The organism is Phocaeicola coprocola, from assembly GCF_041333015.1.
GTDB classification, from domain to species: Bacteria; Bacteroidota; Bacteroidia; order Bacteroidales; family Bacteroidaceae; genus Phocaeicola; species Phocaeicola coprocola.
In genome coordinates this window covers 1,315,214-1,342,155 of record NZ_JBGKGM010000004.1, presented here as the reverse complement: position 1 = coordinate 1,342,155, position 26,942 = coordinate 1,315,214, and the positions used below count along the sequence as shown (strand labels likewise).

The window sequence follows — 26,942 nt, the reverse complement described above, 5'->3', positions numbered from 1 at the left end:
GCCTGTTAGATATTTGAAAATTAATTAGACATGTTTATGTCTATTGATTTTGAGAGGATTTTATCTCTTGGCAATAATATCAATTATACGTAAAATGTCTTCTTCCGTTAATGAATGATGCATTGGTAAGCATATTACGCTATTTGCCATTTTGTGTGCTTCTGGTAAATTCTCAGGGTGAGCACTTTCTAATCCTCGATATGTGGAAAAGGTACTGATTAATGGATAGAAATATCGACGGCCTAGAATATTTTGTTCTTTCATTTTGAAATAAAGTTCATCACGAGTCATGCCATATTTTTCTGCATCTATAAATATAGGAAAGTATGAATAGTTATGTTTTACTCCTGACATATCATCAAAAAAAGTAATTCCTTTAATTCCTTTTAATGATTTGCGATATTTAATGGCAACTTGATGACGTGCTTCAATAGCTGTATCAACTTGGCGAAGATTAAGTAATCCGTATGCAGAACGAATTTCATCCATTTTGCTATTAATTCCAGGAGCAACGACTGTAGTTTCATTAGCAAATCCAAAGTTTTTCAAATAGTCGATACGCTTTTTAGTTTCCGCATCGTGCATAATTAGTGCGCCTCCTTCAATAGTATTGTAAACTTTGGTTGCATGAAAACTGAGTGTTGACATATCACCAGCATTTAAAACACTTTCTCCATTTACTTCTACTCCAAAAGCGTGTGCTGCATCATAGATGACTTTAAGGCCATATTTGTCAGCTATTTCTTTAATACGAATAATGTCACATGGCTTACCATATACATGTACGGGCATGATAGCGGTCGTACGTGGAGTAATTGCTGCTTCTATTTTTTCTGGATCAATATTTCCTGTTGTTGGGTCGATATCTACAAATACAGGCTTTATTCCATTCCACCATAGTGCATGAGTGGTTGCTACAAAACTGTAGGGAGTCGTAATAACTTCTCCTGTAATACGGAGTGCTTGTAGAGCTGTAATTAGTGGCAAAGTTCCGTTAGTAAATAAACTTATATAAGGAACTTTTAAGTATTCACATAATGCTTTTTCAAGTTCTTTATGATAATGTCCGTTGTTAGTAATCCATTTGCGATTCCAAATATCTTGTAATAGTTCATTGAACTCCTCTAAATCGGGTAAAAGAGGAGATGTTACAGTAATAAGTTTTTCTTCCATAATTATTGATAATTTATTTTCTTTTCAAAATAGAGAGTAACTCTTTTAGTTCTGGAAATTTGAACATCCAAGCAGCTCCGAGATAATAGATAATACCGATGATAATTCCAGTTATTAATTTTATAATATTATTTGAACAGAATGGTAGTATACCAAAATGGATAATGATCCACATAGTTACTACCAACACAAGGGTAGGTGTAAGGTCTTTCATTTGGCGTATAAAACCAACATTAATTAGTTTCCCAGTGTAATAGGTATTGATTACTAAAGCAATAAGAGATGATACTATTTGACCATAACACATTGCGATTAATCCAATAGGGACAGTGACACATAGTATAGTTATTCCTAATATTTTTTTTATAATTTCTAATCGGAGGAATAAATCGGAGCGTCCCTTGACTTGAAGTAGATTTAAATTGATAGCATGTATGGGATACCACATAGATGCGAAGCTGATAATTTGTAAAATAACAGCAGCAAAATGCCATTGTTCTTTTAATAATAGTAGGATGAATGGTTCCGATACAGCTGATAAACCTACCATTAGTGGAAATATTAAAAATGCTGATATACGAAGAAATTTTCGGTATGCTTGAGCTAATCTTTCTGTGTCATCTTGTATTTTACATAATATAGGATAAGTAACTCGTTGTAATACTCCTGTTAAATTAGAAGATGGAAAATCTGAAAATTGTTGTGCTCGAGTATAGTAGCCTAATCGTGATGCAGTAAATAATTTTCCAATAGCAATAAGATAAATATTTCGGTAGAGAGTATCTAATATTCCTGAGGCAAGTAATTTGCTCCCAAAAGCAAATAACTCACAAAATGAATCCTTGGAAAATTTGCTTGTAGGATGCCATCCTGTGAAAGACCATAATAAGATGGTATTTAAGCTTAGATTTACTAGCTGTAGCATAACAATGGACCATACACCAAAGCCCTTATAGGCCATTGTTATACCTATAATACCAGAAGCAATAGCAGCAATTAAACTTGCTTTAGCTTGTGTCTTGAAATTTATTTGAATAGTAAGTAATGCTCGTTGTACTACTGCTAATGAGTTAAATATAATTCCTAGTGAAATTACACGCATGATAGCAGTCAGTTCAGGAGTATTGTAAAATTGAGAGATGAGAGGTGCAATTAGGTAAAATAGTAAATAAATACAAATGCCTACTCCAATATTAAAATAAAATACGGTGGAGTTATCTGTTTCTGTTCGATTTTGTTTACGAATTAGTGCTTGTGAAAATCCGCTATCTATTAGAGATTGTGCAATGGAGATAAAAACGGTTAACATTCCTATCAAACCATAATCATTGGGAGAAAGCAACCGTGCCATAATGATCATGATAAGGAATTGGATTCCCTGTACTGAAAAACGTTCGATACTACTCCATATTACTCCCTTTATTGTTTGCTGTTTTAAAGATTCAGTCATAAGAGAATAGTTTAATATTTAGTTTGGAATCTATTATTTTGAAAAAGGGAGCTTCAATGTAGGTTATTCTTAAATAATCAATGAAAGTGCATACTATATAAATTATGATTATGGTGACAAGAAGATGTATCCATAAATATTCTGATGAGAAATAGCTTACATTTTCAAAAGTATCTTTCCATAACCATTGTCTCATAATATTGCTATTGGCATGAATTAGTAGAACTCCAAATGTACTTCTTGAAATCAAGTTTATAGTTTTGTTATTTTTTAATTTTAGATTCTTAAAAAACATAAATGAGCAAATTGCTGTACTAACAGCAAAAATACTATTACAATCAGAAACAAAATAATAAGGAAAGAAATTTTTATTAAGAACTTGATTACATTTTAAAATACATATAACGCTTATAATTGAAAGTGATATAGATATAAGCATAAACCATTTCCATTGTTTTTCTTTGATAGAGAAACAGCCATAATTTCTAATATAGGAAGCTATGAAATAGAGTACACAGAACCAAGAAACGTAGTTCATTGTAACATCTATTTTGGGGACACTTCCTAATATTGTATATGTAAAAATACAAAGTCCTACTAAAAGCAAATGTAACTTTTTATTTAAATTTCTTATTAAAATATTTAAAAATGGAATGAATAGATAAAAAACTAAGAAACAACTGACAAATCCATCATGGATGTTTGTTATTGGTAGGAATGCTTTAAAACATTCACTAACAGAAAAAGTAGCATATCCTGATATAACAAATAATAGGTAAAATAAAATTTTATAGAATTCAATTTCAAATAAAAGCTCATTACTGTCCCGTAAAAGTGGATAAATAGTTCTTTGAAATAACTGAAACATAGCTTATTATACTCTATTTGTAAAGCGCGACGATTTGAAATTGTACCTTTGAAACCAAATCAAATGGCTTCAAATGAATCAAGACAAATATGTTTTCGCTCAATTGGTAGAGTTTTTGAACAACAATAAATTCAGAAGAATCGTGGACAAATACGATGGAAATCGTTACGTCAAACATTTCACTTGCTGGAACCAGCTTCTTGCTATGATGTTCGGACAGCTAAGCAATCGTGAGAGCCTACGCGACCTGATTGTTGCATTGGAAGCACATCAAGCCAAGTGTTATCATTTGGGATTGGGTCGTGAACCCTTGGCCAAAACCACACTTGCATCAGCTAACCAAAATAGGGATTACAGAATCTTTGAAGATTTTGCATTCTTCATGATGAAAGAAGCCAGTGATAAACGAGCTACTCATATTCTGGATATCGAAGGAAAGAAGTACGCTTTTGATTCAACCACCATTCCGTTATGTTTGGCAACATTTCCTTGGGCTAAATTTCGAAGTAAAAAAGGTGGAGTCAAGGCACATGTCCTTTATGACATTGAGGCTCAGGTTCCGGCTTTTTTTACAGTAACCACAGCTTCAAAACATGACTCAACAGCAATGTCTGCAATTCATTATGAACCAAATGCATACTATATTTTTGATAGAGCGTATGATTCGTTTAAGGAACTATATCGGATTCATCTTACTGGCTCTTTCTTTGTCGTAAGAGCCAAGTCGAATCTTAAATTTAAGTTCTGCAAATGGAAACGCAGACTACCAAAGAATATACTATCTGATGCTGAAGTGAAATTATCAGGATATACCTCTGAAAAGAAGTATCCGGAATCATTCAGGATTATCAGGTTCTATGATGAAGAAGATGATCGTGAATTTACCTTCCTGACAAATGCCAAACATATATCTGCACTTGATGTAGCTAATCTCTATAAAAAGAGATGGCTTGTAGAACTGTTCTTCAAATGGTTGAAGCAGCACCTTAAAATCAAAAGGTTCTGGGGCACCACAGAAAACGCAGTCCGTATTCAGATAAGTGTGGCTATTATCACTTATTGTTTGGTAGCTATTATCCAACATGATTTGCACTTAAGCCGTTCGACCTATGAGGTCCTACAGATTTTGAGCATTTCATTAACGGATAAAACACCTTTACAAGAGTTGTTCAATAAGACTAATTTCAATGATGTCAAAGAGCAATTAAATCCCCTTTTCCCGGGGTTGTTTGATTAATATTTAATTCGTCCCGATTTTAACGGGACACTAATGATAAAAGCTTAAGAAATTTTCGTATTGTTATTTGTGATTTACACATGAAATATCCTGTAATTAAAACAAAACAGTTAATGCCTGTTTTTCCCCACATTCCTGCTAAATATAAAAATATGGATGAAGAATTTAACATATTCTGTTCCATTAGCTGTAATAATCCAGAATTGACTACATAGTGATGTGCAATGATGAGAAGCATTACTAAGATACGATATAATTCTAAATTAGAATCTCTTGGTATTTTAAGTCTATCGTTTTTTTGCATTGGTTAGATTTTTTTGTTAAATCATTTTTTTTATTTTTAACCAATAGGAGTATCCAAATAACTTCCATCCCCCTGTTATGCATATTGTGAGAAAAATAATACCTATTAGAATTATTTTTCTACTAATCCCAGATGGGTATAAGGGAATAGTAGCTGGTTCTACTACAGCAAATACGGGTTTCTCTTCTTGTATTTTGGCCCGAGCTACCTGTAACTGCTGAGCCACTTGGCTATATACTTGATAGGCGAGGCTCATGTCGTTTTGTAGGCGTTCTTGTTCTGCACGTATGCTCTGAAATGCAATATTACGGTTGGTATCGAAGTAGTGAGCGTATTTGCTTTGTGCATCGTAGTATTCTTGTTGGCGTTCTTTATACAGCTCTTCCAAATAGGCACAGTCTTCCTTTGCTTTTTTGATTCGGTAATCTACAATATATTGTTGGAGTTTTGCTACTACACTGTCGGCTACAATGGCTGCTACTTTGGGATCTTGTAAAGTAACTGTAATAGTGGTCATTGCTGTCTTTTTTTCAACATTAGCTGTAATTGCTTGTCTAAGTCCTTTTACTTTTGTAGCTTCTTTTTCTGTCAGCTGGAAAGGATTTAATGCTGCCGTTGAATCAGCTTCCTCGGTAAGAAGAGATTTGATAGCTCCGATTGCTAAGCTTGGAGCTGCTTTAACATATCCCCACCAGGGTTGTTTCTGTTCATCCAGATAGCTCACCAAGGTGGTGTCTAGTTTTCCATCTAACGTCTGTACGCGGGTGTCGAACAGATCTAAAACAAACGGAGTTGAAGATACAATATCCGGTGCAAGAGTTACATTAAGTGCATCATTGTTGCTGCTGGTTCCTCCGCCTAAGAACGAAGAAGCCAGACTGGCAAGTCCTCCACTTGCTTTATCTCCGTTCATCTCAGGGGAAAGGGTGACTGTTACGGTGTATTGTTTGGGAATACTCAAGGCAATGATAATGCCTAGCACCATGCCTACGCCGGCTGCCTTGTAGAGGGTCTTGCGGATGGCGATGATTTTACGCAGTATCTCCATCCAGTCTATTTCGAGTTCATCGTTTTCCGCTTTCTGTACGTCCGGATGCTGATAGTTTTTGTTTTCGCTCATAGATGCTTATAGGGAAAAGGCTACAGTCGGCACGGCTCGGTGGGTGAGAAAAGTTGCAGTAAAATCTTCCTTACCGCGCTTCCTGTAGCTGTTTATAATCAGTAGTTTACTTAATCAATGCCGTAATGGCAGCTGTCATGGTCGCCAGTGAGGCAATAGAGCTTGTCAGACCGACAACGTTGCCGATGTTGAACTGCTTCTTGCGCTTGCTGGGCACGATGATTTCGCACCCGGGTTCCATCTGTTTTTTGCCGCTGCCTTTCACCTGGGCTATCTGGCCGTTCATGTAGATGATGAATTTCTTGCTCTTCTTGGCGTTCTGGCCGTAGCCGCCTGCCTGGTTGATGTAGTATTTCACGCCTTCGCCTTCCTGATAGGATACGGTGTTCGGCATCATCACGGCGCCGTCTATCTTCACGGTGTTGTTGTATTCGGGCACGCTGATCACGTCGCCTGCACGCAACACGATGTCGGCATCGCTGCCGGGGTTGGCAAGGGCGGCTTCCAGGTCGATGCCTACCGTAAAGGTGCTTTGTACGTTGATGCCCAGGGAGTCGATCATGGCGTCGCCTACCTGGCGGCGGAGCAGGTTCACTACATCCTGCATGCGCTTGATTTCTTCTGCATTTGCCACACGGGTAAGCTTGGCTCCCTTTACGTAGGCAAACTGAGTGGCGCCTCCTGCCTTGGCGATGATGCTGCTGATGCGTTCGTTCTTGCTGCTCAGGGCGTAGGTTCCGCCGTAAAGCACTTCGCCGTCTACTACCACGTTCTGCTGTGCGCTGTAGCCCGGGCTGCGGCGTACGAATACCTGGTCGTAAGGCTGGAGGGTGAATCCCGGTTCGCCGTCTACCACAAAGCCGTCTTTCAGGCCGAAAGAGAAGTTCTGTCCGATGGTAGCGGGGCTTTCGGTGCTCTTCGGATCTTTTACGCGGCGTGCCACGTCGACACGTACTACGGAAGCCGATTCACGCAGACCGCCTGCGGTAATCACGAGGTCTTCGAGTGTCATGTTGTCGGCATACGGATAGTCGCCCGGATGAGTTACTTCGCCGAATATCTGTACGTTGCCCAGGTCTTCCAGGTCGTGGATGCTGGGGATGTAGAGTACGTCGTTTTTCTGCAACGGGATGTCGGGCTGGCTGCCGTCCATGATGGCGCGGATGTCTATCTGCTTCACTTCGCGGGTCTTGTTTTCACGCTCGCGGTACAGTACGGCACGGCCGGTAAAGGCGTCGGCCATCAGTCCGTCGGCTTTCTCTACCAGTTCGCGTACGGTGTTCAGCTTGCCGCCCAGCTCGTAGATGCCCGGACGGTATACGGCGCCGCGCACTTCCAGCTTGTTGGTGAAGCGGTCCAGAATGGCTTCGGCGGTGATTACGTCGCCGTCGTGCAGCTTGCATACGCTGTAGTCGGTGTCATCCACGGTGTTTACCTGATATTCCTTACCGTTCTGGCGCACGATGCGCAGGCTCTTGGTATAGGCGTCGCTGGTAAATCCGCCGGCATATTTCAGCAGGGTAGAAAGGGTTTCGCCTTTCTTCATTTCGTAGCGCATGGGGCGTTTCACGTTGCCTGTAATCTGTACCAGTTCTTCGTAGGCAGGAACGATGATCACGTCGCCTTCTTCCAGGCGGATGTCGTCGCGGGTCTTGCCTTGCATGATGAACTGGTAGACGTCTACCGTAGCTACGGTCTGTCCGCCGCGCGATACTTTCACGTTACGGAGGCTACCGATGCCGCTCACACCGCCTGCACGGTAGAGGGCGTGGAATACGGTAGAGAAGGCCGAGAGGGCATAGGTGCCCGGCTGTATCACTTCGCCCATCACGTTGATCTGGATGGTGCGGCTGTTGCCCAGTGTGACGCGTATCTGGTTGCTCTGGTCGGAATAGATCTTGCGGAGCTCGCCGGTGAGGTACTGTTGTGCGCGCTCGATGCTCATGCCGCTCAGGAATACAGGGCCGAGCTGTTCGAGGTTGATGGTTCCGTCGGGCGAGATCTGCTGGCGGATGGTGTTCTGGCTGGCTCCCCAGATGTCGATTACCACTTCATCGCCCGGACCGAGACGGTAGTTGGGCGGGGTGGCTATGTTGACGTTCGGTTCGAACGTAAGGTTGCGGGTGTTGAAGATGTTGCGGCCGAATACGGCGTCCTGCTGTGCCACTTCCTGTGCCTGTGGCTGTTCGTCGAGCATGGTGGAATTGTCTTCCTGTGTCTGCTCGCGCAGGCGTGCTTCGGCTTTGGCGGTTCCGGTCATGTCGCCGGCAGCGGTACCTGTCTGCTGTTCGTACATTTTCTTCACGCGCTCCGCCTGTTCGCGGGTTACGCCTCGGCGTGCCAGCTCGGTAGCTATGGTACGCTGGTCTTTGCCTTGTTTTACTCCATCTTTAGCATATTCCAGCACTTGCTGGTCGGTCATGTCCGACTGCGCCATGAGCAGGGGCGAACATGCCATAAAAATAACAAGTGATAAAGCTTTTAGTTTCATGCTTGTCTGTTAGTGATTTTATATTGTTTTTCAGAATTTACTCTTCGATGGTTTCGCACCAGGTGTAGCTCACTTTGAGCAGGGCGGTGCTTTGGGGCATTTCGATGGCGATGTAGTGGCGGCCTCCGTAGCGGAGGAACTTGCCGGTCACACCGTAGAGCGGACCGCGGCGTACTACCCGGACGGGGACGCTGCGCTTGCCGCGAAGCTTTTCGGAATCGATGAACCGCGTGCCCTGGATGTCGGGGCTGGTGGCATGCATGAAGTTCTGCATGTCGCGTTCGCTCACCGTGCAGTAGTCATTGCCGTTGCGTTCCTTCTTCAGGAAATAGACGGGCAGCGGGGCTTCGGAGGCGAACTGCCGGCACCAGTTGGCGTCATAAGGACAGTGGATGAAAATCAGGTTATGGATGGCCGGTACCAGTACATGGCTGCATTCACCCTCGCGCCCGGTGTCGCGGAGCTCGTATGTCATGGGGATGTAATGCTCGATGCCCTGCTCTTTGAGATAGGCGGCTACTGCAAGTTCTTTGTTGTACACCGTCTGCAGGGGAAGCCATACCTGTTCTTTTTCCATGTCTGTGGATGTTTGTCCTTCTGGTTTTTTGTTCCCTTTTTTCTTGATTGAATGTTTGTTGAGGTACGGATGTACCTCTCTCTCCTTCCTAGCGCCTGAAAAACACTATGAATCAGTTTGTTATCTCCAAATACGGAAGATGACGCACATCGTGCTTCTGTCTAGGATCCGCTCCCACAGCCGCATAGGAAGTCGTTCTTCGGCGCAAAGATAACAAATTTATATGCAGAAAGGTTTATTTTAACCCTTTTTTTAGATATGATTGTTCAATTTTTTTATTTTTACACAAGGACTGCCGTCTTTTTCCGAATGTGGACGCGAACGGGCTGGCTTGTCAATTTATCCGTTTTTTTGTCGATTGGTACAAAAAAATCTCCGGATGCCGGCATCATGGGCGGACAATGTCCGGAGATTTTTTTGGATATTCGTACGAAAAGCCGGAGCTTTTGTACGAATATCCGGGTAAACTTCCTGATGTTTACTTCAACTTTTCAGCTTTTTTTCCCGTCGGGCTGCCTTTTCGGGAGTCCGTGCCCACGGAAAGCTGCTTCAGAATCCTGAACTCGTTTTCTCCCGGCTCCTCGTCGGGATCGGCCTCGCGTACTATCAGGTTCGTCTTGTGCATGATGCAGCTCTCTATGATCAGTCTCAGGGTGGTTACGTCGAAATCTATCTCGCACACCTGTTCGGCTGCCTTGAAGAAGGTGGCCAGCGTCTTGAAACGGAAGTTGCGGACGGTGTCGAAACACGTATGCGTGCCGATGCCCGTGATGCGCTGGATTTCCGACTTCGATACGTGCGACAGGGCGCACAGTGTATCGATGAACTTTCTTAATTCTTTGAGCCACTCGTCTGTCTGTTGCTTCGTAGGCTCGCACGAAGCGTATAATTTTTCGAAATATTTCATTAGTCTTGTCTCTCGGGGGTTATCTCTGCCGTATAGGGCAGTAATTAATACTCTGCCAATCGGTATTTTTACCGGTGAAAGACAAGAACGGAAGTTTACCTGTCAGGTTCTGTTGATGACACAAAGATAACGGAAAAATCGTGGCTGAACGTTTTTCTTTGCGAGAAAAACTTCCCTTGCTTTTACTCTTTCTTTTAATATATAATAGGAAAGGGTGGCAACCCTGGTGGTGCTCTTGTGGCCCGCCGGACATTGTAATAACTTGTAACTCTGAGGGTTTGCTATGCTACACTTTGGTGACGGTGGTGGCCCGCCCTTTCGGGTTGCGTAAAAAAATGAAGAATTATGGAGGTGATAACAACTATGAAAAATCCTGGCAATCTGGGCTTTCTGGTACTTTCGAGGCGACTGCTTACCCAGATGTTTGCCGAAATGTACGGAAAGTGGCATTCCGACTCGCAGGCGTATGTGTATCTGCTCATGGCGGCGTGCTTTACCGATCAGGGTGATACCCCTGGATGCCTGAAACGGGGCGAGCTGTTTTTCTCAGGAAGGGAGCTGAGTCTGCGCTTCGCCTGGAGCCGGAGGCATGTGAACCACTTTATCGGAGAGCTGGAGCAGAACGGTGTGGTGGAGGTGATGAAGGTGCAGAACTGTTCGAAGCTGCGTCTGCTGCACTACGATACGCTGTGCCGCATGCGGGTGAAAAACGGTGCGGACGGAAGGCGCAGGAGCGCGGGCGACGAGATGTTCGAGGTGTTCTGGGAACAGTATCACGACATGTCGCAGCAGCCTGCCCTCGACATCGAGGCGGCGCGCAAGGCGTGGGGGAAGCTGACGCTGGCCGAGCGAGAGGAGGCGGTGGGAAACATCGAGATGTATCTCTGCATGCTGCCGTCTATCGACCGGGCTCGTACGGCGCTGAAGTATTTGCAGATGAAGAGTTTTGTACTCAATTGATTATATTTTTATCTGTGTTGTCTGATGAAACTTTTTAAATTGTCAATCATTGCTGTCCGATAAAACTTTTCAAACCCTCAGTAACTTGTTGATATATAAAAATCAAGCAATAATTTTAACAGGAGGGATTATCCGTAAAGGCAATCGGTTTTTCAGTAATGTAAAAAGCTGTATCGGACAGCAGTCATATTTTTAGGATTATGGGGATGGTTTATGCGGAAGAAATAGAAGGGGCGGTACTGGGGGCGTGCCTGCTGGAGCGTTCGGCTCAGGCGGTGGTGCTGAAAAGTCTGCGTGCCGAGATGTTTTACCTGACGGCGCACCGGGTGGTGTTCGAGGCGATAAACGCGCTGTATGCACGGGGAGCGGCGGTGGATATGCTGACGGTGACCGAGGAGCTGCGTGCTCAGGGACGGCTGGACGATGCGGGCGGTCCGTTTGCCGTGGCGAAACTGGCGGCGGGGGTGGCTACGTCGGCCCACCTGGAGTATCATTGCGGCATCCTGTTTCAGTATTACCTGAGGCGGAAGCTGGTGGAGGTGCTGACACGGGAGCTGGCGGCGGCAAACGATATGACGTGTGATGTGTATGATGTGCTGATTGATACGCAGCGGGAACTGGGGGCGCTGCTCGAGGATTCGCCGCTGGAGAATCACTTGCACCCCATGCCGGAGGTGATGGATGATACGGTGGCGCTGGTGGACCGCCGGCAGGAACTGGCTGTGAACGGGCTGACGGGTGTGCCTACGGGCTTGCAGCGGCTGAACGAGATGACAGGGGGATGGCAGCCGGGCAACCTGATTTTTACGGCGGCGCGTCCGGCCGACGGGAAGACGGCACTCGACCTGTTCTTTGCGCGTCAGGCGGCGATGGCGGGTGTGCCGGTGGTGTTCTTCACGCTGGAGATGACGGCTTCGGAACTGGGCGAGCGTATGGTACTGGCGGAGAGTTCGGCCGATCCGCTGCGTATCCGTCAGGGCAGGCTCTCGCCGGAGGAGGTGGAGGATGTGCACCGTACGGCGGAACGGATGAGCGCGCTGCCGGTGCATGTCGACGATACGCCGTACATCAACGTCGACCAGTTGTGTGTCATCGCCAAGTCGCTGCGGGCAAAGGGGCTGCTGGGCTTGCTTATCGTCGACTATCTGCAACTGCTTGCCACGGTGAATCCGGGGCGTACGCGTGAACAGGAGGTGGCGGAGTGCAGCCGCAAGCTGAAGGGGCTGGCGCGCTCGCTGGGGTGTCCGGTCATCGTGTCGAGCCAGCTCAACCGTCAGGCGGAAGACCGGGCGGGGAGTCCGGAGCTGCGTCACCTGCGCGAGAGCGGGGTCATCGAGCAGGATGCCGATCTGGTGATTCTGCTGCACCGTCCGGAGCGTTATCACATCCGGGTGGATCCCGATACGGGGTGGTCTACGCGGGGCATGGGCATCGCCACGGTAGCCAAGCACCGCAACGGGGCGACGGGAAAGGTATATTACGGGTATAATCCCAGCATGACGAAAATCGGCGAGTTCGCGGGTACGCCTGTGACTGCGCCGGCAAACAATTTAAAACGGAAGAATGATGAAGGAAAGAGCAGTGACTTATTCGGTGGTTCCGCGGGTTGATCCGCGTGATATCTCGGCAGAGATGACGTATTATGCCCGTGCACAGGCGCGGGGAGAGGTGACGCTGGGCGACATGGCACGCCGTATTCAGCGGCGGTGTACGGTGACACGTGCCGATACGCTGGCGGTGCTTGTAGCGCTGGAAGAGGAGGTCTGCCGCGGGCTGTGCAACGGCGAGATTGTCCGTCTGGGTGAGCTGGGTTCGCTTCAGGTGGGAGTGAAAAGCGAGGGAGTGCGGCTGGAGGCTGACTTCCACGAATCGATGATAAACAAGATATGGGTGCGTTTCCGTCCGGGCATGGTGCTGAAAGGGATGCTGGACGGGGCGGCTTTCGAACGGGTTTCGCCGCGCAAGGAAGCCGGACGTGCCGGAAAGGGGATGCGGTATGAAAGAAAATGAACACGGCGACGGGGAATTCCGTCTGCGTATCTACGGCAAGTCGGAGCTGGCTTGTCTGTATTTTCCCGACCGTTCGCCGGAAACGGCACGGCGCAATCTGTACCGGTGGATGTACCGCTGTCCGTCCATCCGCGAAGGGCTGGCGGCACTGGGCCACGACAAGCACCGCAAGTTTTTCCTCAAGCCGGAGGTGGAGGTGATCGTGCGGGGACTGGGGGAGCCGTAAGATTAAGAGAGGCTGTTTTTTCGGAACGGGAACGGGGCTGGTGAAACAAAAAACATTATCTTTGCACGAAAATACAGGATTTTGTTAAAAAAATGATTAAATCAAGCAAGGAATAATGATTGACGGACTTATTGAATTGGAAAACGATCTGATAGCGGAAGAATGCGAAAAATATAAGTCGTCAAATCGGATTTCGGAACAAGATTTGAACACGGAAACAGTTGCTGCATTGGCAGAAAATGTGCATTCCTTTCTGATAAACAGCCTTATATATACTTTTCTCTACCAAAAAAAACTTTTGGACTCGGTGGAAATCTCAGGCAGCTATGGATTTTTGCCTGATGGAGAATATTCTCTTTATACTCAGTTTCCGGCAGAAGTAATCCCTTCTTTATGTGAAGAACTGCATATCGTATTTCTGAATGCTGTGATAGAGCGGAAGAACGGCCTTGTTTACAGAAAAAAATCGAAGCATAATCTTATTGATAAGGGAGCGGTTTATACCAGATCTTATGTCGCTTATGAAATAGTGAAAAATACCTTGTCGCGGTGTGATGCAGGGGCTGACGTGTCTGTGCTTGATTTTGCCTGTGGTACAGGACGCTTTTATGATTGCATTGTCGATATATTGGATAAAGAATATGCTATACCGCCGGAAAAAAGTATTTTGAATAATATTTTTGCTGTGGATATAGACCCTGTAGCTGTAGCGATTACTCGTATGAAGGCCTTGGCAAGGCTGAAAGAACCTTCTGTTTCGGACATAGAAAAAATATGTGGAAATATTATTCGGAGAAATGCACTGATACAGGAGAATATAATGTTTTCTGATGAATGTCCGTTGAAAAACTCTGATTTTGAGGGAAAGGTAAACGGAGGATTTGATGTGATTGTTTCAAATCCTCCTTATCTGGTTCTGAAACCGGACAAGAAGAAGATTTCGGGAAATAAAGCTGACCGGATTTTAATGTGGGTGTCCTGGTTCAGAACTTCGGGGGCTTATCATTATGCGCTGGAGGGAATGTTGAATCTGTATCAGCTCTCCATTGAAAAGATGATACGGATGCTTAAGCGGAATGGTTATTTGGGAGTAATATGCCCTTCTACATTATTCGCGGATTTGTCAACAACAAAATTGCGGAAATTTTTGTTGGAAAAGAACAAGGTCTGTGAAATAAAATACTTTAGAGAAAGCATCCCGCTGTTTGACAATGTAACGCAGTCGACTAATATATTTTACCTGCAGCGATACGGTATTACCGGCAGGATAAATGTGGAAGTGGACGGGAGATGTTTTGGAGTAGAAATCGGAAGTGTGCGGAAGATTTTCGGGGAAAATATGGAGATACCTCTGATGTCGGATAGGGGGTGGGAGATTCTGGAGAGGCTGTCACAGGTACGGAAGCTGAAGGAATATCCTGAAATACGGAACAGAAGGGGGGAACTGGATCTCACTTTATATAAGCGGTTTATAACACAAGAGCAGACTCCCTACCGGTTGGTACGGGGAAATATGATTGCTGACAACGATATTGAGGATATCAATCACGAATATGTGAAGGGCGAGTTTCTCGGAACTCGTTCGGCTGAATTTCTGAAATGTGATTTTGGCAGAAGGAGGCTGGTCTGTCAGCAGGTTTCCAATATGGGAATATCGCGGAGGCTGAGGTTTGTGTATTGTGAGGAAAATGATATACTGGGAAATAGTTGCAATTACATATCGGCTGAAGAAACAGTCTTGAAGAAGATGTATATTTTGCTGAACAGCAGCTTGTTGAACTGGAGATTTAAGGTGACCAGCTCTAATAATCATATAAATAACTACGAAATAGACGATTTGCCGGTAGTTGATCTGAACAGAGTGGATGAAAACTTTACTTATTCTTCGCAGGAGGAACTGGACAGGTATGTAGGCGAACTGTATGGTTTGACACCGGAAGAGATAAACTGGATAGTACGATGAAATTATATAATCATGTTGTGTTTAAGATGGGGAAACATGAGGCGGAAATAGCCCCTCACATTCCTGAAGGTGGAAACTGGCAGGATATTCCTCTGAGCATATCGGATACTCGTCTGGATAAAATAAGGGAAACCGGAGGACGGACTACTTATTACGGCAGGTTGTGCTGGGACAAGCCAAGCTATACGATCGCCACTTATTTCAATCGGGTAGGGAACGGGTGCAATCTGCACCCTTCGCAATGTCGTGTGCTTTCCAACAGGGAGGCGGCAAGGCTTCAGTCGTTTCCCGACAGTTTTATCTTTCAGGGTTCTAATGCTTCACAGTACAAGCAGATAGGAAACGCTGTGCCTCCTTTGCTGGCCAGGTTCGTCGCTTCACTGATCATGCCTCATTTAAGAGGAATGAATTTTGTGGATTTGTTTGCCGGATGCGGAGGTATGTCGGAAGGATTCATTATGAGCGGATTCCAGCTGATAGCCGCAAATGAAATAGACAAGAGCATCATGGCTACCAACCGATATAATCATTCGCAGTATGCACCGGCTGAGAATTTCATTTTGGGAGATATTACCCAGGAGGAAACCAAGGCGCGCATTATGGAAGCTTGCGGAAATACACCGGTTAATGTGGTTGTCGGTGGTCCGCCTTGTCAGGGATTTTCGTATGCGGGCTGGAGAGATCCGAACGACAAGAGAAACCAGTTGTTCAAGGATTTTGTTGAAATGGTAAACCGGCTGAGGCCGGAATTTTTCGTTATGGAGAATGTGCCAGGTATTCTGACCATGCGTAAGGGGGATGCCATTAAAGAAATTATTGAGGCTTTTACTGAAATCGGTTATCATGTAAATGTACCCATCAAGCTGAATGCCGAGGAATTTGGTGTGCCGCAGCGTAGAAAGCGGGTTTTCATCATCGGTTCACTGGAAGAGATTTCCATACCTCAGCCGTCGCCTTTGTTTTACATGCCATCTGTCAAGACGCCGAATATATGGAACTTGCCCGTAGCCATTACGGTGAGAGATGCTATCGGTTCGCTGCCGGAACTGGAAAACGGGGGAGGAAGTCTGGAAATGGATTATGAGCCTGTGCAGGCATCGGCTTACGACAGGCTCATGTATGGAGAGTTGACTTTCGAAGAGTTTTATAATCTACTCTGACTCGGAAGCAATAATCTTGTCGCACAGAAGTGTGATGAGTTTCCTGACTTCCTGGTCGGCTTGTGTGAAATTTCTGGCTTTGATGCTCTGTATGACGGCAGCTGTTTCTTGGGGAAACTGGTCTGTGTAAAATGTCACTTTACGGTTTTCCTTCATGTCGAATTCTTTCAGACTTTCGAAAGCAATGCGCAGGTATCTTTTCTGATTTTTCCGCTTGTTTTCACTGTCGAGAGGACTTTCGTGTATCTTCAGTTTGTCGGGTTCCAGCGGATTGAAATCCGAAAAACGGTAGTCGTACATGGAGTATTCGGGATGCAGATAAGTCTGGAGAAATTCTTCCCCTCCTTTTTTGTAAATAAGGGAGAACAGTTTCAATACGTTCTGGTGGCATTTCAACATGAGGGAACTGAGTTTCCGGGCATCTTCATCGGAAGTGATAGTATTTTTGTACTTGTCCCAGATATATTGGGAATGCCAGCTTACCACCTGATTGCCGTCTGCCTCCAGTGTCAGCAGCTTACGGACATCCGACAGGGAAAGGCGATTGTTCTTCGCACTGTTGCACGCTTTGCACTTAGGGGCAAAGTTCGTACTGTGGCAGAATCCGAGCGAAATCGGACCTATATGGTCGGCTGTCATTTTAGCTGTTTCTCCGCAGACCGGACATGTGCACTTTGGAGCTTTCTGGTATTCTCCCATCAGTCTGTTGGCCAGGTTATAGTTGCCGTCGTCCCATTCTTCGTAAGCACGCCGGTCCTGCACATAGGTTTTCATGTTGTCTGTATGTCTGCCCTTGTCGGTAAACTGCCGGCAGCACAGTCCGTCGGAATGGTAGCCGTCGAAACGGTCCGGACAATTTGACATGGCTCCCGGAGAGAGTTTGCCTGAACACTTGGCTACATGTGTATCATATATTTGCCGGATCAGGTCGGCTGCATCTGTAAAAGATTTTACCTTGAATATGTCGGCTATGTTTTGCAGATCATTGGTATTCTTGCAAAACTGTTCTATTATTTCCTTTATGGTATAATCTGTCTGGTTCAGCTTGGTGCCGAGTTTCTGGTTGATTCTGGAAAGCGTTTGCTTAGTGGGGTATTCATAATATATGCTGAGCGCCTTTCCACAGATCTGGCATACATGTTTTTTTGTAGGATGTATCTCCCTGACTGCAACGGCATAGTTTCCGGATTTTACGGGAATACCCAGTTCCTCGCATTTCTTGTTCCACCATGCCAGACGTTTCTGTCCGGCGGAAGATTTCTTGGTGGCAACCCATTTAATCTGCGTGTCTTTTTTTCTTTCAAAATAAAGCCCTTCATATTCGGGAGCTGAAACAATGGCTTCTGTGTATTTTTGAAATTCGGGATGCCAGTTTCTGTCAATACCTTCTTCTTGTTTTTTATTCATTGTTTTCTAGTAGTTTAGTTAGATTAATATTTAATGCTTTTGCTATTTTTTCTATATTGACAAGAGTTATGTTTTTTTCTGCACGCTCTATCATTCCTATATAGGTACGGTGAAGTCCGGCATATTCCGCAAGTTTTTCTTGCGAAAGGTGTTGCTCTTTTCGGTACTTCTGGACATTTCTGCCGAATATTTCTAGAATGGAATTGCTACTCATAGTATGTTTTTTTACAAAAATATGTAGGCTTAGATTGAAATTCAACATACTATAGTTAGCATTTTGGGAGTATTTTTTGTTCTTGCTGGTTTGTTGCTTATACACCGCAAGTTTTTCCTCAAGCCGGAGGTGGAGGTGATCGTGCGGGGACTGGGGGAGCCGTAAGATTAAGAAACTATGATATATACTTGCACGGGGTGTGAACCTCACGTTTGCGGTATCGCGGCGTGGTTCACACCCCGTTTTTTGTGTGTATGCTGCATCGGAAACTTAACGGCGGAGGCCTGGACGCTTTTTCAGAATCGGATGAGGAAAAAATAGATTGAAAGAAACTTTCTGAGGATGATTGACTGTTAAAAGCAAGAAGTCCCAGTCGTAATGACTGAGACTTCTCTAATTCCTTTTTATAGTGCAGATGCGACGACTAAGCTCGCACGGGCACTTTCGTATTGCAAAGGTAAGCATTATTTTTTATTCCGCCAAACAGTAGGGCTGTTCAACATTCGAGTTTAGAAGTCTGTGCCACAACTTTTTTAGCTTCATCTGTCTGAATGGAGCAGACAAGATTATGGATTTCGTTCTCCAATTCCGTTTTTCGGGTTTGTGAGATGCATCCCAGAATATATCTTACAACATCTATGCCACCTTTAATGTTGTGTCTGCAATCGGCAGAAATGTCAGCAGGCAAGCGCTTAATACCTCTGGGAAAGTCCATGCGGTAGATGCAGCCTCCGTGTGCACATTTGTTGCGAAGGACACGAATTGTTTCCATATAATTGTAAAAAACACCTCTTGAACAGCCATAGGCATTGGCTACCAAATCTTTTGCATCCGTCTCTTTCAACGAATCATATAATGTAATGATATTGCCGATTGTCATAAACTCTATGGTTTTCCATGCCGGAGCATATATCCCCGGATGATTTGCATGGTGATGCTGGATTATGGGATTTTTACGCATAGCAGCATAGACCTGCTCTTCAAAGGCATTTACAAAATTGGATGTTACATATTTACGGTTGACAAACCAGCAAGGATCGTCAATATACCGGAGTGATATATTGTAGATGAATTTTGTGCGGATATTGACCTCGATACGGTCGAGAGCGTTAAGCAGAAGTCTGCGGAGTCTGGTATCAAACTCATAAAGATCATACACACTCTTGAATGTTGTGCCCGGTTTTAGCTTATGGTCACGGTGTTCCAGACATGGGAATTTTATCTCATAAGGAAAAGAATAGAATCCTAGCCGATAATAACCGACGTCAAGAAGAATTTCTTTTGCTTTCTCCTCATCATCAAACATCATACCGTTTGATTTAAGTTGGGCAATTTGCTGGTCTATCGTATATGCTTTTTCCATTGCTGTTTTTAATTGAAAAACAAATTTACTCTTTTTTATGAAAACAAGCGCCTTTTGTTGCGCTTTGATTTTATCTGCCGGCAATATGCTGTGCCGTACAAAGACATAGCCAGGTATTCACACCCCGTTTTTTGTGTGTATGCTGCATCGGAAACTTAACCGTTTTGAAACAGGATTGCCACATGCGCGTTTCTGTTTTGAAATACGCTGCCTTTAATTTTGCGCAATGAAAATTAAGGATTTTTGATTGCTTGAAAAACGCTGGTTGTCATGTAGATAGCTGGTAATGAAAAGGTAAGGAACAGGTTGGGAAAATTTACAATTTAAAAATAAAATGAAAAAATTTGCAGCGTATTTACTTTGCTTTTTGCTGATTGCTGTCTTGCCGCTGATGGCGTGCAGCAACGATGGAATGACGGAGGCTGTAGCGGACAGCTTTGATGTACAGTTTGAATGCCCTTCGCTGATAGAAGTGGCCAAGGGAGGGGAATATACGTTCCAGGTGACCGGGAGTAACAAGCCGGCGGAATCGGACGTGATTATTCTGGAATCGACAGGGGGAATCTCGTATACGTGTGTGCTGGTGAGTGTTTCGGAAAACAGTTTTACCATAAAGCTTGCCGACGGATGCGAAAGCGGTACGTACCGGGTGTTCGTCAAGCGTGGTGACCGCAAGAAACAGATTGGTACTACCTATATTAATATTGTAAAGGGAATTGGTTTCACACCGGATGCCGGAACGACGGTGTACGGGGTGGTATCGACAGCCGACGGTCCGGTGCAGGGTGTTGTGGTATCGGACGGTGTAGAGGTGAGCGTGACCGACGAACGGGGTATCTACCAGCTTCAGTCGGAAAAGAAATGGGGGTATGTGTTTATCTCCGTTCCTTCGGGATATGAAGTTCCTGCCGAGGGAGTCTTGCCTCGGTTCTACCAGATGATGAAGGGGGACGCCGCTACAACGGAGCGTGTGGACTTCTCGCTGACTGAGGTGGAAGGACAGGATAATTATAAGGTGTTTATGCTGGGCGATATGCATCTGGCCAACCGCACGGGCGACCTGGGACAGTTTATGGACTTTACCGAGGATCTGAACAGCTACCGTGCCTTGCATCAGCACGAAAAGATGTATGCCATTACGCTGGGCGACATGACCTGGGACCTGTACTGGTATTCGAACAGTTATGCGCTGCCTGAGTACCTGAATACCATCAACAATCAGGTGAAGGGACTTCAGATTTTCCATACTATCGGAAATCATGACTACGACTACAAGGCTATGAGCGATGAGGAGGCGGGAAGCCGTTTCATGGATTATATCGCTCCGACATATTATTCGTTCAACATCGGAAAGGTGCATTACGTGGTGCTGGATGACATCGATTGCAGCAACTACGACGGCACTACCTCGCGCGACTACGAGAAGCGTGTGTCGGCCGAACAGCTGAGCTGGCTGTCGAAGGATCTGGCATATGTCGACAAGTCGACACCGCTGGTAGTGGTGATGCACGCACAGCTGTTCTACCCGTCGCAGACGGAAGGTTTCAAGATAGACCATGACGTGCTGAACACTACGCAGCTGCTGGACGTGCTGGACGGCTACAAGGTGCATTTCGTGACCGGACATACGCACCTGAGTTTCAACGTGACTCCGGAGGATGACGTAACGGGCGGACGCGAGGTGTACGAACATAACGCGGGTGCGATATGCGCTTCGTGGTGGTGGTCGGGCTACCTTACTCCGGGTGTGCACATCAGTCCCGACGGAACACCGGGCGGATACTCGGTATGGGATGTGAACGGAACGAACATCGAATGGATATACAAGGCTACGGGATGGACGGAGGATTACCAGTTCCGCAGCTACGACCTGAACAATGTGCATTTCTCGATGGCGGATGTGCCGCAGATGCCGGCCGGTGTACCGGCTTCGGTCAAGGCGAAATTCCAGCGCTATGTGGATGCTTATCCGGTGAACAAGGACAACGAGGTGCTGATAAACATCTGGAACTGGAATCCGCGCTGGACGCTGACGGTGACCGACGAGAAGGGCAACAAGCTTGCTCCTGAGGAGGTATGGGCTTACGATCCGCTGCATGTGGCAGCGCTGAGCGTGAAGCGTTTCAACTCGTCGACACTGAGCTCTACACCGAGCTTCATTACCGAAAACTTTACGCATTTCTTCAAGGTGAAGGCGGCGGATGCCGACGTGGATCTGACCATCACCGTGCGCGATGAGTTCGGACACGAATGGACCGAGCAGATGCAACGTCCGAAGGCGTTCTCGACGGATGCTTACCTGCCTCGCTGAACGGGGATGCACCGACAAGCTACTTAATGTTTTACTAAATATTTATTTATGAAAGTTTTCAATTCGTATGTTTTTTTGCTGTTGCTGTTGCTGACGGGCAGTGTCTCTACGCTGTCGGCGCAGAACAGAACAGTATCGGGTAAGGTACTGGATGCCTTGCAGGAACCGCTTATCGGGGTGTCTATCGTCATCGACGGAACTGCCCAGGGAAGCATTACTGATGTAGACGGAGCCTTCGAGCTTCAGATACCTGCCGGCGGGGCTACTCTGAATTTCTCTTATGTGGGTTATCTTACCGAAAAGGTAAAGGTGAAACCGGGACAGAAAAATATTGTGGTATATATGCAGGAAGATGCCATCATGCTGGATGAGGCGGTGGTTATCGGTTACGGTACGCAGAAGAAGGTGAACCTGACGGGAGCCGTGGCTACGGTGGGCAGCGAGAAGCTGGAAAACCGTGCGACGCAGTCGCTGGCAAACATGCTGCAAGGTTCGGTAGCCGGTCTGAATGTCACTACCTCGTCGGGTGTGCCGGGCAGCTCGCCCAGCATCAACGTGCGTGGTACGACTTCTATCAACAGTGCCGGTCCGCTGGTGCTGATAGACGGTGCGGTGGGTGAACTGGACCGTGTGAACCCGAACGACGTGGAGTCTATCTCGGTCATCAAGGATGCGTCGGCTGCGGCAGTATACGGTGCGCGTGCGGCATTCGGTGTGATTCTGATCACAACCAAGTCGGGCTCGGCACAGGACGGAAAGGCTACCGTGCGTTACAGCGGCCGTCTGGGATGGCAGGCTCCTACCACGACTACCGATTACGAAACAACCGGTTACTGGTCGGTGTATACGGTAAACACCTTCTGGCGTGCGAAGAACGGCACGAACTACGTGGACTATACCGACTACGACATGCAGCAACTGCTGGCCCGTGTGAACGACAAGACGGAGAACCCCGACCGCCCGTGGGTAGTGGAAGATACAAGAAACGGTCGCCGTCAGTGGGTGTACTACGGCAACTACGACTGGTGGCACATGATGTACAACGACCGTCGTCCTACCCAGCAGCACAGCATCTCGCTGAGCGGGGGTACGAAGGATGTGAAATACCTGGTGAGCGGGGCATACGATTATCAGAAAGGTATCCTGAACATGAATCCGGATATCTACCGCAAGTATAACCTGCGTTCGAAGATTGACTTTACCATCAACCGCTATGCTACGCTGAGCAACAATACTTCGTTCTATGGCTCGCAGTATACTTTCCAGGGTAACGGAAGCATCGACGATACCATCGGTTACAGCGGACGTCACGCGCTGGCATGTTTCCCGATGAAGAACCCCGACGGCTCATGGCTGTACGGTACTCCTTACCTGAACTATAAGGTGGGCAACGGACGTCATATCATGCTGGGTGAGGGATCGCACCGCAACGTGAACCGCACGAACGACTTCTCGAATACTACACGACTGGTCATCACACCGATCAAACAGCTGAGTCTGACGGGTGACTTTACCTACCGTCTGTACCAGACACGCAATACACACCGTTCGAACAACCTGTTCTACCGCGAATATCCGGACGGACCGCTGCTGTCGTATGCTACCGGAGCCGGTCTGAACAAGCTGAGTGAATCGGTGAACACACGCAACTATTATTCGGCAAACGTTTTTGCCAACTACGAAGATACATTCGGCGAAGCACATCACGTGACTGGAGTGGTCGGGTTCAACTACGAACGCATGTATCTGAAGAATGTTTCGGCTGCGGGACAGAACCTGACTTCTACTTCGCTGGACGACCTCGACCTGGTGGGACAGAATGCCGAGGGTGAAGTGCTGACCGAAGTGGGCGGCGGACAGAGCGAATATGCGCTGGCTGGTTTCTTCGGCCGTGTGAACTACGACTACAAGGGACGCTACCTGTTTGAGGCGAGCGGACGCTACGACGGTACATCGCGTTTTGCTGCCGGAAGCCGCTGGGGATTCTTCCCTTCGGGTTCTGTGGGATGGCGTATCTCGGAAGAACCGTTCTTCAAGCCGCTGAGCGGATATGTAGACAACCTGAAGCTGCGTGCTTCGTTCGGTAGCCTGGGTAACCAGAATGTTTCTTCTTACTATACATACATGCGTCTGATTTCGGTAAGCGACTTTGCCGGCTTCACGTTCGGCGAGGGCAGCTCGATGGCGAAATATGCTACACTGGGTGCGCCGGTGGCATCGGACCTGACTTGGGAAACCAGCCAGCAGTGGGACTTCGGTTTCGACCTGACCATGCTGAAGAACCGCCTGAACATTACCGTAGACGGATATGTGCGCAACACACTGAACATGCTGACCGACGGTGTGGAACTGCCGGCTGTGTATGGAGCCAGTGTACCGGATATGAATACAGCCGACTTGCAGACAAAGGGATACGAAGTGACAATGTCGTGGAGAGACCAGTTCGAACTGGCCGGACGTCCGCTGGAATACAGTCTGGGATTCAACGTGAGCAACTACAAAAGCTACATTACCAAGTATGACAATAAAGACAAGACATTTGCCAAGGATTACTACGAAGGCATGCGCATCGGAGAAATCCGGGGATTTGTGACCGACGGTCTGTTTGCTACCGACGAGGAGGCACAGGCGTATGCCAAGGAGGTAGACCTGAGTTACATGGTAGACGGACTGACCGGAGGCTGGAAGGCCGGCGACGTGAAGTTTGTCGACCTCGACGGTGACGGTATGGTGGATATAGGCAGCAACAATGTAGCCGATCCGGGCGACCGCAAGGTATTGGGTAACTCACTGCCCAGCCTGTCGTATGGTATCAATGCCAGTGTACGCTGGTGCGGATTCGATGTATCGGTGTTCTTCCAGGGAACAGGTAACCACTACTGGTATCCTCACGGACACATGATGTCGTTCTGGGGTCCGTTCTCTTATCCTTACCAGACCTTCCTGCAGAAGGATTTCATGGACAAGGTGTGGGCCGAAGACAATACGGATGCTTACTTCCCGCGTCCGATGGCATACTCGTCGACTTCCGGTCCGCTGAGCAAGGTGAACGACCGCTATTTGCAGAACATCCGCTACATGCGTCTGAAGAACCTGACCGTAGGATATACCATTCCGGTGAACCTGACAAAGAAAATCGGTATCGGTCAGGCACGTTTCTACTTCTCGGGCGAGAACCTCTGCTACTGGTCGCCGCTGAAGAAGATTACCAAATACGTGGATCCGGAAGGAGCCATCAGCCGCAGCAACGATACGTACAACGAAAGTTTCTATCCGTGGCAGAAGACGCTGCTGTTTGGTGTAGACATCACTTTCTAAACGGAAATTCATTGAATAAAACAACCAAGAACAGATTCGTATGAAAAAATATATATTTACAGCACTGGTACTGACAATGGGGTTGACTTCGTGTGACGGTTTGCTCGACCTGACTCCTAAAAGCCAGATATCGCAGAATGACTATTTCAAGACAGAGAGCGACTTGCAGCTTTTCAGTAACTCGTTTTACAACAACCTGCCGGACAAGAGCCCTTTCGACGACCAGAGTGACCTGTACGTGCAGCAGAATCTTTCTGACGAGATGCTGGGCGGAAACAACCGTACCGTGCCTGCTTCGGGCGGGGGATGGACATGGACCGACCTGCGCAAGATGAATACCCTGCTGGCGTATGTGAATCAGTGCAGCGACGAGAATGCGGTGGTGAAATATACGGCACTGACCCGCTTCTTCCGTGCGTTCTTCTATTTCGAGAAAGTCAAACGCTTCGGCGATGTGCCCTGGTACGATGTGGAACTGGGTTCTGCCGACGAGGCACTGTACAAGCCGCGTGACTCGCGTGAGCTGGTGATGACCAAGATGATAGAGGATATCGACTATGCCATCGATAATCTTCCTACACGCGAGGAAGAGTCGAGCAGTCCGTTCCGTGTGAACCGCTGGGCGGCACTGGCGCTGAAGGCACAGTTCTGTCTGTACGAAGGTACGTACCGCAAGTATCACGACCTGAAGCTGGAAGGCAACGATTATACGTATTACCTGGATCTGGCTGCCAAAGCTGCCGGTGAGATTATCAATGATGGTCCGTACAAGTTGTATTCTACCGGACATCCGGAATCGGACTACCTGAATCTCTTCGCTGCCGAGGATGCGAATCCGGATGAATATATCCTGGCTATCAAGTTCGACTACAGTCTGGCTATCCATCACAATGCCAACGGACATACGCTGGTTCCTACTCAGGGACGTCCGGGACTGACACGCAAGATGGTGAATATGTATCTGATGAAGGACGGAAGCCGCTTTACCGACCGGCCGGGATGGCAGGAAATGAGCTTCCTGGAGGAAACAAAGGACCGCGACCCGCGTCTGGCTCAGAGCATCCGTACACCGGGATATACCCGTATCGGGGAAACAACGGTGCTTCCTCCCGACCTTTCGGTTACTGTGACTGGCTACCAGCCGATCAAGTTCGTGCAGGGGCCGACTGCTTCCGGCGGACAGGTAGACCGCAACGACCGCAATACGAACGACTTGCCTGTGTACCGCTATGCCGAAGTGCTGCTGAACTATGCCGAGGCAAAGGCGGAACTGGGTACGCTGACTCAGGAGGATCTGGATATCTCTGTGAACCTGTTGCGTGACCGTGTAGGTATGAACGACGCGCACCTGAACATGGCTGCTGCCAATGCCAATCCGGACCGTTATCTGTCGGCTAAGGAAACGGGTTATCCCAACGTATCGGGAAGCAACAAGGGGGTGATTCTGGAAATCCGCCGCGAGCGTGCCGTTGAATTGAATCAGGAAGGTTTCCGCTTCGACGACCTGGTGCGCTGGAAAGCCGGAGCCTGCATCGATCAGGATATCTACGGTATGTATTTCGCCGGTGCGGGTGAATACGACCTGAGCGGCGACGGTAATCCGGATGTGATCTTATATAATAAAGGTACTGCGAAACCGGAAGCCGGCAGCGGGGTGCTGGTGTACGAAATCGGCAAGGATATTCTGCTGACAGGAAGCAACAGCGGATATGTGTACTCTCACAAGAATATCGTGCGCAACGGTTTCAATGAGGAGCGTGACTATCTGTACCCGATTCCTATCAACGAACGTTCGCTGAACCCGAATCTGACACAGAATCCGGGATGGAGCGACGGACTGGGTTTCTAAACTTCAGCTTCTGTTCTGAAACAAAACAGCTAAT

Annotated in this window: 20 protein-coding genes; 10 read left to right on the top strand and 10 right to left on the bottom strand. The window is 46.9% G+C overall.

The genetic code is table 11. The features are described 5' to 3' along the window. Positions 1–60 precede the first annotated feature (60 nt). From ACDG22_RS16350 to ACDG22_RS16340, 3 genes are read right to left on the bottom strand one after another with little or no spacing between them, the layout of a single operon-like run. Positions 61–1,173 carry a DegT/DnrJ/EryC1/StrS family aminotransferase gene (locus ACDG22_RS16350; RefSeq protein ID WP_370858982.1) on the bottom strand — a complete coding sequence of 371 codons (1,113 nt, stop codon included), beginning with the start codon at positions 1,171–1,173 and terminating at the stop codon, positions 61–63. Between the two features lie 13 nt (positions 1,174–1,186). Further along, a complete protein-coding gene (locus ACDG22_RS16345) occupies positions 1,187–2,623 on the bottom strand; it encodes a lipopolysaccharide biosynthesis protein (RefSeq protein ID WP_370858981.1) in 1,437 nt (478 codons plus the stop codon). Next, positions 2,616–3,491: an acyltransferase family protein gene (locus ACDG22_RS16340; protein ID WP_370858980.1), complete on the bottom strand. Its 876-nt coding sequence runs from the start codon at positions 3,489–3,491 to the stop codon at positions 2,616–2,618. The genes ACDG22_RS16345 and ACDG22_RS16340 overlap by 8 nt, the downstream gene beginning before the upstream one ends. A 73-nt stretch (positions 3,492–3,564) precedes the next feature. On the opposite strand from ACDG22_RS16340, the gene ACDG22_RS16335 reads away from it, so the two are divergent. Further along, positions 3,565–4,728 carry an IS4 family transposase gene (locus ACDG22_RS16335; protein WP_007564783.1) on the top strand — a complete coding sequence of 388 codons (1,164 nt, stop codon included), beginning with the start codon at positions 3,565–3,567 and terminating at the stop codon, positions 4,726–4,728. A gap of 320 nt (positions 4,729–5,048) precedes the next feature. Here the strand turns inward: ACDG22_RS16335 and ACDG22_RS16330 are convergent, their stop codons facing one another. From ACDG22_RS16330 to ACDG22_RS16315, 4 genes are all read right to left on the bottom strand, one after another. Continuing rightward, a complete protein-coding gene (locus ACDG22_RS16330; protein ID WP_370858979.1) occupies positions 5,049–6,152 on the bottom strand; it encodes a GumC domain-containing protein in 1,104 nt (367 codons plus the stop codon). A gap of 106 nt (positions 6,153–6,258) precedes the next feature. Beyond that, entirely contained in the window at positions 6,259–8,643 is a 2,385-nt protein-coding gene (locus ACDG22_RS16325; RefSeq protein ID WP_370858978.1) for an SLBB domain-containing protein, read from the bottom strand. A gap of 37 nt (positions 8,644–8,680) precedes the next feature. After that, on the bottom strand, positions 8,681–9,220 hold the full coding sequence (locus tag ACDG22_RS16320; protein WP_270669047.1) for a UpxY family transcription antiterminator: 540 nt from the start codon (positions 9,218–9,220) through the stop codon (positions 8,681–8,683). 478 nt (positions 9,221–9,698) lie between these two features. Continuing rightward, the gene (locus ACDG22_RS16315) at positions 9,699–10,127 is read right to left on the bottom strand and encodes a hypothetical protein (RefSeq protein WP_178270220.1); all 429 of its coding nucleotides are present in this window, start codon (positions 10,125–10,127) and stop codon (positions 9,699–9,701) included. A 345-nt stretch (positions 10,128–10,472) separates the two neighbouring features. Between ACDG22_RS16315 and ACDG22_RS16310 the strand changes: the two genes are divergently transcribed. The 6 genes from ACDG22_RS16310 to dcm all read left to right on the top strand — a co-directional run bounded on the left by ACDG22_RS16310 (position 10,473) and on the right by dcm (position 16,446). Next, a complete protein-coding gene (locus ACDG22_RS16310; protein WP_370858977.1) occupies positions 10,473–11,087 on the top strand; it encodes a hypothetical protein in 615 nt (204 codons plus the stop codon). A 200-nt stretch (positions 11,088–11,287) separates the two neighbouring features. Beyond that, positions 11,288–12,697, top strand: a complete 1,410-nt coding sequence (locus ACDG22_RS16305; RefSeq protein WP_370858976.1) for a replicative DNA helicase — start codon at positions 11,288–11,290, stop codon at positions 12,695–12,697. Continuing rightward, entirely contained in the window at positions 12,651–13,097 is a 447-nt protein-coding gene (locus ACDG22_RS16300) for an HU family DNA-binding protein (RefSeq protein WP_227994712.1), read from the top strand. The genes ACDG22_RS16305 and ACDG22_RS16300 overlap by 47 nt, the downstream gene beginning before the upstream one ends. Beyond that, positions 13,084–13,323, top strand: a complete 240-nt coding sequence (locus tag ACDG22_RS16295) for a DUF4248 domain-containing protein (RefSeq protein WP_007567966.1) — start codon at positions 13,084–13,086, stop codon at positions 13,321–13,323. The genes ACDG22_RS16300 and ACDG22_RS16295 overlap by 14 nt, the downstream gene beginning before the upstream one ends. 115 nt (positions 13,324–13,438) lie before the next feature. Beyond that, positions 13,439–15,286 (top strand): Eco57I restriction-modification methylase domain-containing protein, encoded by a 1,848-nt coding sequence (locus ACDG22_RS16290; RefSeq protein WP_178270217.1) that lies wholly within the window; start codon positions 13,439–13,441, stop codon positions 15,284–15,286. Beyond that, a complete protein-coding gene (gene dcm / locus ACDG22_RS16285) occupies positions 15,283–16,446 on the top strand; it encodes a DNA (cytosine-5-)-methyltransferase (protein WP_270669051.1) in 1,164 nt (387 codons plus the stop codon). The genes ACDG22_RS16290 and dcm overlap by 4 nt, the downstream gene beginning before the upstream one ends. On the opposite strand, the gene ACDG22_RS16280 is transcribed toward dcm, so the two are convergent. The 3 genes from ACDG22_RS16280 to ACDG22_RS16270 form a co-directional block, all read right to left on the bottom strand. Beyond that, positions 16,438–17,853 carry a restriction endonuclease gene (locus ACDG22_RS16280; RefSeq protein ID WP_370858975.1) on the bottom strand — a complete coding sequence of 472 codons (1,416 nt, stop codon included), beginning with the start codon at positions 17,851–17,853 and terminating at the stop codon, positions 16,438–16,440. The two genes, dcm and ACDG22_RS16280, sit on opposite strands and share 9 nt — an antisense overlap. Then, positions 17,846–18,067 (bottom strand): helix-turn-helix domain-containing protein, encoded by a 222-nt coding sequence (locus ACDG22_RS16275; RefSeq protein WP_040311933.1) that lies wholly within the window; start codon positions 18,065–18,067, stop codon positions 17,846–17,848. The genes ACDG22_RS16280 and ACDG22_RS16275 overlap by 8 nt, the downstream gene beginning before the upstream one ends. Before the next feature lie 496 nt (positions 18,068–18,563). After that, a complete protein-coding gene (locus ACDG22_RS16270) occupies positions 18,564–19,430 on the bottom strand; it encodes an Abi family protein (protein WP_302452157.1) in 867 nt (288 codons plus the stop codon). Positions 19,431–19,764: 334 nt separating this feature from the next. Here ACDG22_RS16270 and ACDG22_RS16265 point away from each other — a divergent pair, with 334 nt between their 5' ends. Genes ACDG22_RS16265 through ACDG22_RS16255 form a run of 3 tightly spaced genes read left to right on the top strand, consistent with a single transcriptional unit; the run spans position 19,765 to position 26,908 of the window. Continuing rightward, the gene (locus ACDG22_RS16265) at positions 19,765–21,741 is read left to right on the top strand and encodes a calcineurin-like phosphoesterase C-terminal domain-containing protein (protein ID WP_370858974.1); all 1,977 of its coding nucleotides are present in this window, start codon (positions 19,765–19,767) and stop codon (positions 21,739–21,741) included. A 48-nt stretch (positions 21,742–21,789) separates the two neighbouring features. Then, positions 21,790–25,059, top strand: a complete 3,270-nt coding sequence (locus tag ACDG22_RS16260; protein WP_302559264.1) for a SusC/RagA family TonB-linked outer membrane protein — start codon at positions 21,790–21,792, stop codon at positions 25,057–25,059. A 40-nt stretch (positions 25,060–25,099) separates the two neighbouring features. Continuing rightward, positions 25,100–26,908, top strand: a complete 1,809-nt coding sequence (locus ACDG22_RS16255; protein ID WP_370858973.1) for a RagB/SusD family nutrient uptake outer membrane protein — start codon at positions 25,100–25,102, stop codon at positions 26,906–26,908. Positions 26,909–26,942 lie beyond the last annotated feature (34 nt).

Coding starts and splice junctions, on each gene's coding strand:
- ACDG22_RS16320 (WP_270669047.1), bottom strand. CDS start 9,220: ATGGAAAAAGAACAGGTATGGCTTCCCCTGCAGACGGTGTACAACAAA.
- ACDG22_RS16275 (WP_040311933.1), bottom strand. CDS start 18,067: ATGAGTAGCAATTCCATTCTAGAAATATTCGGCAGAAATGTCCAGAAG.
- dcm (WP_270669051.1), top strand. CDS start 15,283: ATGAAATTATATAATCATGTTGTGTTTAAGATGGGGAAACATGAGGCG.
- ACDG22_RS16255 (WP_370858973.1), top strand. CDS start 25,100: ATGAAAAAATATATATTTACAGCACTGGTACTGACAATGGGGTTGACT.
- ACDG22_RS16330 (WP_370858979.1), bottom strand. CDS start 6,152: ATGAGCGAAAACAAAAACTATCAGCATCCGGACGTACAGAAAGCGGAA.
- ACDG22_RS16345 (WP_370858981.1), bottom strand. CDS start 2,623: ATGACTGAATCTTTAAAACAGCAAACAATAAAGGGAGTAATATGGAGT.
- ACDG22_RS16290 (WP_178270217.1), top strand. CDS start 13,439: ATGATTGACGGACTTATTGAATTGGAAAACGATCTGATAGCGGAAGAA.
- ACDG22_RS16335 (WP_007564783.1), top strand. CDS start 3,565: ATGAATCAAGACAAATATGTTTTCGCTCAATTGGTAGAGTTTTTGAAC.
- ACDG22_RS16260 (WP_302559264.1), top strand. CDS start 21,790: ATGAAAGTTTTCAATTCGTATGTTTTTTTGCTGTTGCTGTTGCTGACG.
- ACDG22_RS16305 (WP_370858976.1), top strand. CDS start 11,288: ATGGGGATGGTTTATGCGGAAGAAATAGAAGGGGCGGTACTGGGGGCG.
- ACDG22_RS16325 (WP_370858978.1), bottom strand. CDS start 8,643: ATGAAACTAAAAGCTTTATCACTTGTTATTTTTATGGCATGTTCGCCC.
- ACDG22_RS16310 (WP_370858977.1), top strand. CDS start 10,473: ATGGAGGTGATAACAACTATGAAAAATCCTGGCAATCTGGGCTTTCTG.
- ACDG22_RS16265 (WP_370858974.1), top strand. CDS start 19,765: ATGAAAAAATTTGCAGCGTATTTACTTTGCTTTTTGCTGATTGCTGTC.
- ACDG22_RS16280 (WP_370858975.1), bottom strand. CDS start 17,853: ATGAATAAAAAACAAGAAGAAGGTATTGACAGAAACTGGCATCCCGAA.
- ACDG22_RS16270 (WP_302452157.1), bottom strand. CDS start 19,430: ATGGAAAAAGCATATACGATAGACCAGCAAATTGCCCAACTTAAATCA.
- ACDG22_RS16295 (WP_007567966.1), top strand. CDS start 13,084: ATGAAAGAAAATGAACACGGCGACGGGGAATTCCGTCTGCGTATCTAC.
- ACDG22_RS16315 (WP_178270220.1), bottom strand. CDS start 10,127: ATGAAATATTTCGAAAAATTATACGCTTCGTGCGAGCCTACGAAGCAA.
- ACDG22_RS16340 (WP_370858980.1), bottom strand. CDS start 3,491: ATGTTTCAGTTATTTCAAAGAACTATTTATCCACTTTTACGGGACAGT.
- ACDG22_RS16300 (WP_227994712.1), top strand. CDS start 12,651: ATGATGAAGGAAAGAGCAGTGACTTATTCGGTGGTTCCGCGGGTTGAT.
- ACDG22_RS16350 (WP_370858982.1), bottom strand. CDS start 1,173: ATGGAAGAAAAACTTATTACTGTAACATCTCCTCTTTTACCCGATTTA.